At 60.5% G+C, this 12,028-nt stretch carries 10 protein-coding genes; 5 read left to right on the top strand and 5 right to left on the bottom strand.

Going from position 1 to position 12,028, the window contains the following annotated elements:
* Nucleotides 1-109: 109 nt before the first annotated feature.
* Both AC1MDC_RS16615 and AC1MDC_RS16610 read right to left on the bottom strand, forming a co-directional pair.
* Nucleotides 110-592, bottom strand: coding sequence for a glutathione peroxidase (locus AC1MDC_RS16615; RefSeq protein WP_007959082.1), 483 nt, complete (start codon nucleotides 590-592; stop codon nucleotides 110-112).
* Between the two features lie 122 nt (nucleotides 593-714).
* Nucleotides 715-1,200 (bottom strand): FKBP-type peptidyl-prolyl cis-trans isomerase, encoded by a 486-nt coding sequence (locus tag AC1MDC_RS16610; RefSeq protein WP_085698479.1) that lies wholly within the window; start codon nucleotides 1,198-1,200, stop codon nucleotides 715-717.
* Here AC1MDC_RS16610 and AC1MDC_RS16605 point away from each other — a divergent pair.
* Genes AC1MDC_RS16605 through AC1MDC_RS16595 form a run of 3 tightly spaced genes read left to right on the top strand, consistent with a single transcriptional unit; the run spans nucleotide 1,169 to nucleotide 4,577 of the window.
* Nucleotides 1,169-1,507: a DUF3565 domain-containing protein gene (locus AC1MDC_RS16605; RefSeq protein WP_227234467.1), complete on the top strand. Its 339-nt coding sequence runs from the start codon at nucleotides 1,169-1,171 to the stop codon at nucleotides 1,505-1,507. The two genes, AC1MDC_RS16610 and AC1MDC_RS16605, sit on opposite strands and share 32 nt — an antisense overlap.
* 60 nt (nucleotides 1,508-1,567) lie before the next feature.
* Nucleotides 1,568-3,667 carry a phosphate acetyltransferase gene (gene pta / locus AC1MDC_RS16600; protein ID WP_480393357.1) on the top strand — a complete coding sequence of 700 codons (2,100 nt, stop codon included), beginning with the start codon at nucleotides 1,568-1,570 and terminating at the stop codon, nucleotides 3,665-3,667.
* A gap of 4 nt (nucleotides 3,668-3,671) precedes the next feature.
* The gene (locus AC1MDC_RS16595; protein WP_480393356.1) at nucleotides 3,672-4,577 is read left to right on the top strand and encodes an acyltransferase; all 906 of its coding nucleotides are present in this window, start codon (nucleotides 3,672-3,674) and stop codon (nucleotides 4,575-4,577) included.
* A 163-nt stretch (nucleotides 4,578-4,740) separates the two neighbouring features.
* On the opposite strand, the gene cysN is transcribed toward AC1MDC_RS16595, so the two are convergent.
* The 3 genes from cysN to AC1MDC_RS16580 form a co-directional block, all read right to left on the bottom strand.
* Nucleotides 4,741-6,639, bottom strand: coding sequence for a sulfate adenylyltransferase subunit CysN (gene cysN, locus AC1MDC_RS16590; RefSeq protein WP_085698476.1), 1,899 nt, complete (start codon nucleotides 6,637-6,639; stop codon nucleotides 4,741-4,743).
* Nucleotides 6,640-6,648: 9 nt separating this feature from the next.
* Complete coding sequence (cysD, locus tag AC1MDC_RS16585; RefSeq protein WP_007953546.1) at nucleotides 6,649-7,566, bottom strand: sulfate adenylyltransferase subunit CysD; 918 nt, start codon at nucleotides 7,564-7,566, stop codon at nucleotides 6,649-6,651.
* A 249-nt stretch (nucleotides 7,567-7,815) separates the two neighbouring features.
* Nucleotides 7,816-8,574, bottom strand: a complete 759-nt coding sequence (locus tag AC1MDC_RS16580) for a Nif3-like dinuclear metal center hexameric protein (RefSeq protein ID WP_480393355.1) — start codon at nucleotides 8,572-8,574, stop codon at nucleotides 7,816-7,818.
* A 103-nt stretch (nucleotides 8,575-8,677) separates the two neighbouring features.
* On the opposite strand from AC1MDC_RS16580, the gene algW reads away from it, so the two are divergent.
* Both algW and AC1MDC_RS16570 read left to right on the top strand, forming a co-directional pair.
* Entirely contained in the window at nucleotides 8,678-9,835 is a 1,158-nt protein-coding gene (gene algW, locus AC1MDC_RS16575; RefSeq protein ID WP_085702481.1) for a Do family serine endopeptidase AlgW, read from the top strand.
* 87 nt (nucleotides 9,836-9,922) lie between these two features.
* Nucleotides 9,923-12,028 carry a TonB-dependent siderophore receptor gene (locus AC1MDC_RS16570; protein WP_480393354.1) on the top strand — a complete coding sequence of 702 codons (2,106 nt, stop codon included), beginning with the start codon at nucleotides 9,923-9,925 and terminating at the stop codon, nucleotides 12,026-12,028.

Below are 12,028 nucleotides of genomic sequence, written 5' to 3'. Positions count from 1 at the left end.
GCGATAATATGCGGAGTTTCAAACGCCCGATAGCACTATTGATCTGAATGATTAAGGGTCAAAAGGCAGGCGAAAAAAATCGCAGCTCAATGGCTGCGATTTTCGTGTTTCAACTCAGGGCTTTTTCAATCGCCGTAATCACCGAAGGATCATCCGGCGCCGTGCGCGGCGAGAAGCGGGCCAGTACCCGACCGTCCTTGCCGAGCAGGAATTTCTCGAAATTCCAGGTGATGTCACCGGGAAACTCCGCGCCCTCGCCCGCCAGCAGGCGGTACAGCTGATGACGGTCGTGACCGTTGACTTCGAGCTTTTTCGACAACGGAAAACTCACGCCATAGTTGAGGCTGCAGAATTCCTGGATCTCCTGCTCACTGCCCGGTTCCTGACCGGCAAACTGGTTGCACGGCAGGCCCAGCACACTGAAGCCTTTGCCTTTGTATTGCTGATAAAGGTTTTCCAGCGCCGCGTACTGTGGGGTCAAGCCGCATTTGGAGGCGACGTTGACCACCAGCACGACTTGGCCCTTGAAGGGTGCCAGCGGTAGCTCCTGACCATCCAGGGCTGTCAACTTAAGGTCGTGAAAAGCACTCATGACGAACTCCAGATTCCCGTGTTCTACTCGAAACAGCCACTTGGCGAGGGCACCAAGGACAGCCGCGGACTAAAAAGGCGCCCTCGGGCGCCTCTCCAGTTCTCTGAGCTTAGCGCAGAAAATCAGTGGTGATGGCCACCTTCGCCATGGACGTGACCATGAGCGATTTCTTCCTGGCTGGCGTCACGGATGGCAACGACCTTCACTTTGAAGTTCAGGCGCTGACCGGCCAGTGGGTGGTTGCCGTCGACGGTAACGTCGTCGCCGTCCAGGTCACGGATGGTGACGATCTGCATCTGGCCGTCCGGCGCCGAAGCGTGGAACTGCATGCCGACTTCCAGCTCGTCAACGCCTTCGAACATGCTGCGGCTCAGGGTGCTGACCAGTTCAGCGGCGTATTCGCCGTAGGCATCTTCCGGCTCGACGGACACTTCCAGCTCGTTGCCGACTTCTTTACCTTCCAGGGCTTTTTCCAGGCCCGGGATGATGTTGCCTGCGCCATGCAGGTAGACCAGCGGAGCGCCGCCGGCGGAGCTGTCGATGACCTCACCAGCGTCGTTGGTCAGGGTATAGTCGATGGAGACAGCCTTATTGGCGGCGATCAGCATGGGGCGAGACCTTTTGCATAAGAATGAAGAACGGACAAGTCTAAACAAGGATTTGCCCGAAAGCGAACAGAACCCGGACAGACGGGATCGATTGGCGCCCGTGACCGTCACCGGATTCCATCAGGACGAGGACGGCCACTGGGTCGCCGAGCTGTCCTGCGGCCACACCCAGCACCTGCGCCACCTCCCGCCCTGGCAGTCCCGGGCGTGGGTTCTGGACGCCACGCAACGCATTGAAAAAATAGGCCAACCCTTTGCTTGCGGTTGGTGCGCTCAAGCCTCGGTTAGCGATAACCTTGGCGACTGAATCTCGGCAGATCGGCACACAGAGACGATCGCCATTGCCATGCACCCTTAGAGAATCCGCATGCAAACTTTTTTTATCGCGCCCACCGACTTTGGTGTGGGTCTGACCTCCATCAGCCTCGGGCTGGTGCGTACGCTGGAACGGGCCGGGCTGAAAGTCGGCTTCTTCAAACCGATCGCCCAGCCGCATCCGGGCGACACCGGCCCTGAGCGCTCCACCGAACTGGTGGCCCGCACCCACGGCCTGAAACCGCCACAGCCACTGGGTCTGGCCCATGTCGAGCGGATGCTCGGCGACGGTCAGCTCGACGAGCTGCTCGAAGAAATCATCACCCTCTACCAGCAGGCAGCCATCGGCAAAGACGTGTTGGTCGTCGAAGGCATGGTGCCTACCCGCAGCGCCAGCTACGCCGCGCGGGTCAACCTGCACCTGGCCAAGAGCCTGGATGCCGAGGTGATACTGGTCTCGGCCCCGGAAAACGAAGTGCTGACCGAACTTTCCGGCCGCGTCGAGTTGCAGGCGCAACTGTTCGGCGGGCCGAAGGACCCGAAAGTCCTCGGCGTGATCCTCAACAAGGTCAAGACCGACGAGAGCATGGACGCCTTCGCTGCGCGCCTGAAAGAGCATTCGCCCTTGCTGCGCACCGGTGATTTCCGTCTGCTCGGCTGCATTCCGTTCCAGCCGGAACTCAACGCCCCGCGCACCCGCGACGTCGCCGACCTGATGGGCGCCCAGGTGCTCAACGCCGGCGACTACGAAACCCGGCGCATGACCAAGACCATCATTTGCGCGCGCACCATGCGCAACACCGTGGATCTGCTCAAGCCCGGCGTGCTGGTGGTGACTCCTGGCGATCGCGACGACATCATCCTCGCCGTCAGCCTCGCCGCGATCAACGGCGTGCCGCTGGCCGGCCTGCTGCTGACCAGCGACACCCTGCCCGATCCGCGCATCATGGACCTGTGCCGTGGCGCGTTGCAGGCTGGCTTGCCGGTGCTGTCGGTGAGCACCGGCTCCTACGACACCGCGAACCTGCTCAACGGCCTGAACAAGGAAATTCCCGTCGATGACCGTGAACGCGCGGAGATCATCACCGACTTCGTCGCCAGTCACCTGGACGCCAACTGGCTGCACCAGCGCTGCGGTACACCGCGGGAAATGCGCCTGTCGCCGGCGGTGTTCCGCTATCAATTGATTCAACGCGCGCAGGCTGCCAACAAGCGCATTGTCCTGCCCGAAGGCAGCGAGCCGCTCACCGTGCAAGCGGCCGCGATCTGCCAGGAACGCGGGATTGCCCGTTGCGTGTTGCTGGCCAAACCGGAGGATGTCGAAGCCGTCGCCCGGGCTCAGGGCATCGTCCTGCCGCCGGGGCTGGAAATCCTCGATCCGGATCTGATCCGCGAGCGCTACGTCGAACCCATGGTCGCCCTGCGCAAGAGCAAGAGCCTCAACGCGCCGATGGCCGAACAGCAACTGGAAGACACCGTAGTGATCGGCACCATGATGCTGGCGCTGGATGAAGTCGACGGCCTGGTTTCGGGCATCATCAACACCACCGCCAACACCATCCGCCCGGCCTTGCAGCTGATTAAAACGGCGCCGGGCTGCACGCTGGTGTCGTCGGTGTTCTTCATGCTGTTTCCCGAAGAAGTGCTGGTCTACGGCGACTGCGTGATGAACCCGCACCCGAGCGCCAGCGAACTGGCCGAAATCGCCCTGCAAAGCGCCGACTCGGCCGCCGCGTTCGGCATCACGCCACGGGTAGCGATGATCAGTTACTCCAGCGGCGAATCCGCCACCGGCGAAGAAGTCGAAAAGGTTCGCGAAGCCACCCTGCTCGCCCACGAACAACAGCACTCGCTGCTGATCGACGGCCCGTTGCAGTACGACGCCGCCGCCAACGAAAACGTGGCCCGGCAACTGGCGCCGAACAGCCAGGTGGCCGGTCGCGCCACGGTGTTCGTGTTCCCTGACCTGAACACCGGCAACACCACCCACAAGGCCGTGCAACGCAGTGCCGACTGCGTCAGCCTCGGCCCGATGCTGCAAGGCCTGCGCAAACCGGTGAACGATCTGCCGCGCGGCGCGCAGGTCGACGACATCGTCTACACCATTGCCCTGACCGCGATTCAGGCTGCCAACCGACCTCTGGATATCTGACCCGATGCTGGCTTTTCTCCCTGCCAACTTGCGCGGCGTGATCGCCGCGCTGCTGCTGGCGCTGAACACCATTGTGCTGTGCTCGTTCCTGTTTCTCGTGGCACTGATCAAAGTGCTGCCGTTCGACCTCGCACGCCGCGCTTCGCGCTGGCTGATGAGCCACACTCACGAAGCCTGGATCAGTAACAACAAAGGCTGGATGAACCTGGTGCGCCGCACCCGCTGGCACCTCAGCGGCCTGCAAGGTCTGGACTATCAACACTCGTACCTGATCACCAGCAATCACCAGAGCTGGGTCGACATCCTGGTGCTGCAATACGTGCTCAACCGACGCATCCAGCCGCTGAAGTTTTTCCTTAAACAGGAGCTGATCTGGGTCCCGGTGATCGGTCTGGCGTGGTGGACGCTGGGCTTTCCATTCATGAAACGCTATTCGAAAGCCTATCTGGAAAAACACCCGGAAAAGAAAGGCAAAGACCTGGAAACCACCCGCAAGACCTGCGCGAAATTCCGCGACAACCCGGTAGGCATCTTCAACTTCGTCGAGGGCACGCGCTTCACCGAAGGCAAACATGCACAGCAGCAATCGCCGTTCAAATACTTGCTCAAACCAAAGGCCGGCGGCATTGCGTTTGTACTGGATGCGATGGGCGAACAGCTGGAATCGATCGTCAACGTGACGATTCATTATCCAGCGGGGCGTCCAGGGTTCTGGGATTTGCTCTGCGGCAATGTGCGCGATGTGGTGGTGCATTTTGAGGAAATCAAAATCCCGCCGGCCTTCATCGGCAAGAACTACGACCAGGACGGCGAGTATCGATTGCAGTTTCAGGACTGGATCAATCAGCTGTGGCTGGACAAGGATGCGTTGCTGGAGCAGATGCACCGCGAATATCCACCCAAACACTGACCCCTGTGGGAGCGAGCAGGCTCGCTCCCACAGTTGATCGTTTGATCATTCCCACGCTCCGCGTGGGAACGATCACCCGGCACAAAAAAAGCCCGCCGATGATTGCTCATCGACGGGCTTTTTCTTGCCGCTTGAAACTGGAAGCTTGTCGCTGCTTCAGTGCTTAAATCGCGCCGCGCTGCCGCAACAGCTCCAGCACTTGCTTGACGCTTTCTTCCAGACTCAGCGACTGCGTGTCGATCACCAGGTCGGCGTTGAGCGGCACGTCGTACGGGAAGGATTCGCCCGGGATGTTGTCGCCACCAGCGGCGTACAGCCCTTGCGGATCACGTTCGGCGCACACTGTCGGCGAGGCCTGCACGTAGACCGTCAGCAAGCGATCCTTGCCGATCAGTTCCTTGGCCTGCTCGCGACCTTCGGCACTTGGCGCAACGAACGCCGCCAGGGTCAGCAAACCGGCTTCGTTGAACTGACGCGCCACGTGCGCGGCACGACGCCAGTTCTCGGTACGCCCGGCGCGATCCTGCGGCAGACCTTTGTTCAGATCCTGACGCAGGTTCTGGCCATCGAGTACAAACACCGCGCGGCCCATGTCGAACAGCTTGCGTTCGACCGCATACGCCAAGGTGCTTTTGCCAGCGCCCGACAGGCCGCTGAACAGCACGGTAGCCGGTTGCTGACCGAAACGCTGAGCGCGCTCTTCGGTCGCTACATGGGCCATTTTGCCGTGGTGCGTGGCCGTACCGTGGGTCACTGGCTGAGCGACGATCATGCCGGCGCCGACGGTGCCGTTGGTCAAACGGTCGATAACGATGAACGCGCCGGTGGTGCGGTTGCTGTCGTAACCGTCGAGGGCGATCGGCGCGTCGAGCGCGATCTTCACCTTGCCGATTTCGTTGAGCTGCAACGCGCTCGCCGGGCCCTCTTCGAGGGTGTTGACGTCGACCTTGTTGACGATGCTGGCGATGGAGCCCGGCACGTAACTGGTAGCACGCTTGATGTCGTATTTCTTGCCCGGCAGCATCGGCTCTTCAGCCATCCACACCAGCATCGCTTCGAAGCTGTCGGTCACTGGCGGGACGTTGTCGGCGTGCACCAGCAGGTCGCCACGGGAAATGTCGATCTCGTCTTCCATGGTCAGCGTTACCGCTTGGCCAGGACCTGCGTGTTCCAGTTCACCTTCGAAGGTGACGATGGATTTCACGCGGCTGCTCTTGCCCGACGGCAGGACCACGACTTCGTCGCCCTTCTTGACGATGCCGCTGGCCAGGGTGCCGGCGAAACCGCGGAAGTTCAGGTTCGGACGGTTGACGTACTGCACCGGGAAACGCAGATCGGTGAAGTTGCGGTCGCCCGCCACTTCCACGGTCTCAAGGATTTCCATCAGCGACTGGCCGGTGTACCAAGGCGAGCGCTCGGACTTGTTCACCACGTTGTCGCCCTTCAGGGCGGACATCGGCACGAAGTGCATGCTCGTAGGCTTCATCTTCAAGCCTTCGGCGAACTTCAGGTAGTCGGCCTTGATCGACTCGAACACGCCCTGATCGAAGCCCTTGAGGTCCATCTTGTTGATGGCGACAACGATGTGCTTGATGCCCAGCAGTGAGGCGATAAAGCTGTGGCGACGGGTCTGGGTCTGCACGCCGTAACGGGCGTCGACCAGGATGATCGCCAGGTCACAGGTGGACGCACCGGTGGCCATGTTGCGGGTGTACTGCTCATGGCCGGGGGTGTCGGCGATGATGAATTTGCGCTTGGCGGTGGAGAAATAGCGGTACGCGACATCGATGGTGATGCCCTGCTCGCGCTCGGCCTGCAGGCCGTCGACCAGCAATGCCAGGTCGATGTCGTCACCGGTGGTGCCGACTTTCTTCGAATCGCGGGTGATGGCTTCCAGGTGATCTTCGTAGATCATTTTCGAGTCGTGCAGCAGGCGCCCGATCAGGGTGCTCTTGCCGTCATCGACGTTACCGCAGGTCAAAAAGCGCAGCAGCTCTTTACGTTCGTGCTGGCCCAGGTAGGCGAGGATGTCCTCGCTGATCAAATCAGATGCGTGCGACATGACAGCCCCTTAGAAATAGCCTTGACGTTTCTTGTCTTCCATCGAGCCTGCGCCATCGTGGTCGATGACCCGGCCCTGGCGCTCGGAAGTTCGCGTCAGGAGCATTTCCTGAATGATGTCCGTCAGGCTTTCGGCCTCGGACTCCACCGCGCCCGTCAACGGGTAGCAGCCAAGGGTACGGAAACGCACTTTCTTTTTGACGATGCGCGCCTTGTCCTCGTCGGACAGGTGCTCGAGGATGCGCTCGTCGTCGATCATGATCAGCGTGCCGTTCTTCTCGATCACTTCACGTTCGGCCGCGAAGTACAGCGGTACGATCGGGATGCCTTCGAGGTAGATGTACTGCCAGATGTCCAGCTCGGTCCAGTTCGACAGCGGGAACACACGAATGGATTCGCCCTTGTTGACCTTGCCGTTGTAGACGTTCCACAGCTCGGGACGCTGGTTCTTCGGGTCCCAGCGGTGCTTGCTGTCACGGAACGAGTAGACGCGCTCCTTGGCGCGGGACTTCTCTTCATCGCGACGGGCACCGCCGAAGGCTGCGTCGAAACCATGCTTGTCGAGCGCCTGCTTCAGGCCCTCGGTCTTCATGATGTCGGTGTGCTTGGCGCTGCCGTGGGTGAACGGGTTGATGCCCTGCGCAACGCCATCCGGGTTGACGTGGGTGATCAGATCCAGGCCCAGCTCTTCGACCATCTTGTCGCGGAACTTGTACATCTCCTGGAATTTCCAGCGGGTGTCGACGTGCATCACCGGAAACGGCAGTTTGCCCGGGAAGAACGCCTTGCGTGCCAGATGCAGCATCACGGCGGAGTCTTTACCGATGGAGTACAGCATCACCGGGTTGTCGAACTCGGCGGCCACCTCGCGGATGATGTGGATGCTTTCCGCCTCCAGCTGTTTCAGATGCGTCAGTTTGTCGACCATGGCTACTCACGAAAGCTTTCTTATGAACGGCCAGCGGGCCGTGTTCGAGCGTCGAATCCTAGCACAGCGACCTCTTCTAATCAGGACGCCAACTAGATCGAAAGGGCATATGAATATGCCCGCCCGTTCGGGTGATGAAAGCCAATGTGGGAGCGAGCTTGCTCGCGAAAGCGGTCTGCCATTCAACAATGATGGCGACTGATACTGTCTCTTCGCGAGCAAGCTCGCTCCCACAGGATTTGGGTGAAGTCAGATCGGATTCGGACAGTCGATGAAAATGTGCTCGAGGGCAAAACGCTTCGCCAGATAGTCGCCCAGCGCCTGCACGCCGTAGCGTTCGGTGGCGTGGTGGCCGGCGGCGATGAAGCTGATGTCGTTTTCCCGGGCGCTGTGGAATGTCTGCTCGGAGGCTTCGCCGCTGAGGAACAGATCGACGCCGGCGGCGATGGCATTGTCTATGTAGCCCTGACCGCCCCCGGTGCACCAGCCGACCCGACGAATCATCGCACTGCCCTCGACCAGCAGCGGCTCGCGGCCCATGACTTCCTGCACTTTGCGGGCGAAGTCGCGCGGGGTCATGGGCTCGCTCAGTGAACCGACCAGACCGACGACCTTCAGGTTGTCCGGATCCAGCGGCCCCTCGACGGTGATGTCCAGCTGACGCGCAAGCTGCACGTTGTTGCCGACGTCCGGGTGCAGATCCAGCGGCAGGTGATAACCGAGCAGGCTGATATCGTGCTTGAGAAGCGTCTTCAGACGGCGCTGTTTCATGCCGGTGATGCACGGGTTCTCGCCCTTCCAGAAATAACCGTGATGCACCAGCACCAGATCGGCTTCGGCCTCGACGGCAGCATCGAGCAGCGCCTGACTGGCGGTGACGCCGCTGACGATGCGCATCACCTGCGGACGGCCTTCGACCTGCAGACCGTTGGGGCAATAATCGGCAATTTTCGCACTGCCGAGGTAACGGTCGGCTTCTTCGACCAGGGTACTGAGGGCAACGGCCATGAAAGACTCCTGAAAATCCCGTTCAGAGGCGCGCGCGGCCTCGTATAATGCGCGACATTATGGGCGGTCTGACCCCGCCTGCAACTTTTCCAGGACGTGCTTAATGCTCAAGGCGCTGCGTTTTTTCGGCTGGCCGCTGTTGGCCGGCGTACTTATCGCTCTGTTGATTATTCAGCGTTACCCGCAGTGGGTCGGGCTTCCAAGCCTTGACGTCAACCTGCAACAGGCCCCGCAGACCACCAGCGTGCAGCAGGGGCCGGTGTCCTATGCCGACGCGGTGACCATCGCCGCGCCTTCAGTGGTCAACCTCTACACCACCAAAGTCATCGCCAAACCGGCGCATCCGTTGTTCGAGGATCCGCAGTTTCGCCGCTTCTTCGGTGACAATTCGCCGAAGCAGAAACGCATGGAGTCCAGCCTCGGTTCCGGCGTGATCATGAGCCCGGAAGGCTACATTCTGACCAACAACCACGTTACCAGTGGCGCCGACCAGATCGTCGTGGCGCTCAAGGACGGTCGCGAAACCCTGGCCCGGGTGATCGGCAGCGACCCGGAAACCGACCTCGCCGTCCTGAAGATCGATCTCAAAAACCTGCCGTCGATCACCGTCGGCCGTTCCGACAACATCCGCATCGGCGACGTCGCACTGGCCATCGGCAACCCGTTCGGCGTCGGCCAGACCGTGACCATGGGCATCATCAGCGCCACCGGCCGCAATCAACTGGGCCTGAACAACTACGAAGACTTCATTCAGACCGACGCCGCGATCAACCCGGGCAACTCCGGCGGCGCGCTGGTAGACGCCAACGGTAACCTCACCGGCATCAACACCGCGATCTTCTCCAAGTCCGGCGGCTCGCAAGGCATCGGCTTCGCAATCCCGGTGAAACTGGCGATGGAAGTGATGAAATCGATCATCGAGCACGGTCAGGTGATTCGCGGCTGGCTCGGCATTGAAGTGCAGCCGCTGACCCAGGAACTGGCCGAGTCGTTTGGCCTGTCCGGGCGCCCGGGAATCGTGGTGGCGGGCATTTTCCGCGACGGCCCGGCACAGAAGGCCGGCTTGCAACTGGGTGATGTGATCCTGAGCATCGACGGCGAACCGGCCGGTGATGGCCGTAAGTCGATGAACCAGGTAGCGCGAATCAAACCGACCGACAAGGTCACGATTCAGGTGATGCGCAATGGCAAGGAGTTGAAGCTGACCGCTGAAATCGGCCTGCGTCCGCCGCCAGCGCCGGTGCAAGAGAAAGAAGAGTAAGACTTTGTTCGCACCAATGGCGCGAATAACAGACATTCTCAACGGGCATGTTATATTGTTTCAATTAATACATTGGAACAACATAACATGTCGTCTCGAAAAAAGGCTTCTCTGCTCGGCCTGACCCTTGGCCTGCTTGGCGATCCCGTGTTTGCCGATGAACCGCAAACGCTTGAACTCGATACCATCAGCGTCACCTCCGATTACGAATCCCCTACCGGTCCGGTCAAAGGGTACCGCGCTACGCGCTCGTCCAGCGCCACCAAAACCGACACCGCAATCCGCGATATTCCACAGGCCATCAGCGTGGTGCCCGCCACCGTACTCAAGGATCTGGGTAGTACCAGCGTCGAACGTGCGCTGGAATTCGCCGGTGGCGTGTCGAAGCAAAACAACTTCGGCGGCCTGACGCTTTACGAATACAGTGTGCGCGGCTTCACTACTTCCGAGTTTTACCAGGACGGCTTCAGCGCCAACCGTGGCTACCCGAGCACACCCGACGCTGCCAACATCGAGCGCATCGAAGTGCTCAAAGGACCAGCCGCCAGCCTGTACGGCCGAGGCGATCCGGGTGGCACGGTAAACATCGTCACCAAAAAACCGCAGCCCGAAGCGTTTACTACCCTGCAAACCAGTGCCGGCAGTTGGGATCGTTATCGCACCGCGCTGGACGTCAACACGCCGCTGGATGATCAGGGAGATGTGCTGTCGCGGATCAACCTCGCGGTCGAGGACAACAACAGTTTTCGCGACCACGTCGACAGTAAACGTGTATTCGTCGCCCCCTCTTTCAGTTGGCAGTTGAACCCGGACACCAGCCTGCTGGTGGAGAGCGAATTCGTACGTCATAGCTCGACCTTCGACCGCGGCATTGTTGCGCCAAACAATAAATGGAGCGGCGTCTCGCGTTCGACATTCCTGGGTGAACCGAACGACGGCAACATCGACAACCACAACAACAGACTGCAAGCCACGCTTGAGCACCACCTCAACGATGCCTGGAAACTGCGCCTGGCCAGCCACTACAAGGAAGGCAAACTCTGGGGATTCGCCTCTGAAAGCCGTCCTTTGAATGCCGATGGCCACTCAGTCAACCGCCGCTATCGCGAACGCGATACCAACTGGCACGACAGCATCACCCAGTTGGAACTGCGCGGTCTGTTCGACCTTGGCACCTGGCAGCATGAACTGCTGATCGGCAGCGAGTACGAGAACTTCCGCAAGAACGAGCGCGTCACCAACATCGCCGGCAGGCCTTACGCCATCGATATCTATAACCCGGTATACGGCCAGCCCAAACCCAACGGTGCACGCTCCGGCACGGACTTCTTCGAACACGTCGATAGCCTTGCGCTGAACCTGCAGGATCAAATCGTCTTCAGCGAAAAACTGCGTGGGATGATCGGGGCGCGATTGGAGCACTTTGAGCAAACCATCGATGACCACAGCCGCAACAGCACCAGCCGCCAGACCCACGATGCGCTCACTCAACGTGCCGGCCTGCTCTATCAACTGACACCGGACACCGGCCTGTTCGCCAACGCCTCGACCTCATTCAAACCGAACAACGGCCTCGATGCGGCTGGCAAATCCTTCGATCCGGAAGAAGGTGTGGGTTACGAAATCGGCATCAAGAACGAGCTGTTCGACGAACGGTTAAGCAGCACCCTCGCCTTCTTCCATATCGACAAGGAAAACGTCCTCGCCCTCGACCCGGGCACCGACACCAGCCGCGCCATGGGCAAGGCCCGCAGCCGGGGTTTCGATCTGCAAGTCACCGGGCAAGTCACCGACGCCGTCAGGGTGATCGGCGCTTTCGCCTGGATCGACGCCGAAGTGACCAAGGGGGATGCCGCGATCCCCGCCGGTAGCCGCATCCTCGGGGTCGCCAAACGCAGCGGCAGCCTGCTGGGTGTCTACGAGTTTCAGGACGGCCGCTTGCGCGGCTCGGATATCGGCGCGGCGTTCACTTACGTCGGTGACCGCTCAGGTGAGTCCGGCAGCGATTTCGAGCTGCCGGCCTATCACACCGTTGACCTGCTGGCCCATTACAAGGCCAGCGACAACATCACCGTCGGCCTGAACCTGAACAACCTGTTCGACGAAAAGTATTACGAGCGCTCGTACAGCAACTACTGGGTCAACCCCGGCGAGCCGCGCAATTTCACGGTCAGCCTGACACTCAACCTGTAA

The sequence above is a fragment of the Pseudomonas sp. 1 genome (assembly GCF_056626735.1).
Note: the sequence above shows the minus strand (reverse complement) of the source record. Positions and strands in the feature narration are given on the sequence as shown.

Bases quoted from the DNA above. Each gene is read 5' to 3' on its own strand.
- algW (WP_085702481.1), top strand. From the start codon at position 8,678: ATGCTCAAGGCGCTGCGTTTTTTCGGCTGGCCGCTGTTGGCCGGCGTA.
- AC1MDC_RS16580 (WP_480393355.1), bottom strand. From the start codon at position 8,574: ATGGCCGTTGCCCTCAGTACCCTGGTCGAAGAAGCCGACCGTTACCTC.
- cysD (WP_007953546.1), bottom strand. From the start codon at position 7,566: ATGGTCGACAAACTGACGCATCTGAAACAGCTGGAGGCGGAAAGCATC.
- AC1MDC_RS16570 (WP_480393354.1), top strand. From the start codon at position 9,923: ATGTCGTCTCGAAAAAAGGCTTCTCTGCTCGGCCTGACCCTTGGCCTG.
- AC1MDC_RS16615 (WP_007959082.1), bottom strand. From the start codon at position 592: ATGAGTGCTTTTCACGACCTTAAGTTGACAGCCCTGGATGGTCAGGAG.
- pta (WP_480393357.1), top strand. From the start codon at position 1,568: ATGCAAACTTTTTTTATCGCGCCCACCGACTTTGGTGTGGGTCTGACC.
- AC1MDC_RS16605 (WP_227234467.1), top strand. From the start codon at position 1,169: ATGGAGACAGCCTTATTGGCGGCGATCAGCATGGGGCGAGACCTTTTG.
- AC1MDC_RS16610 (WP_085698479.1), bottom strand. From the start codon at position 1,200: ATGCTGATCGCCGCCAATAAGGCTGTCTCCATCGACTATACCCTGACC.
- AC1MDC_RS16595 (WP_480393356.1), top strand. From the start codon at position 3,672: ATGCTGGCTTTTCTCCCTGCCAACTTGCGCGGCGTGATCGCCGCGCTG.
- cysN (WP_085698476.1), bottom strand. From the start codon at position 6,639: ATGTCGCACGCATCTGATTTGATCAGCGAGGACATCCTCGCCTACCTG.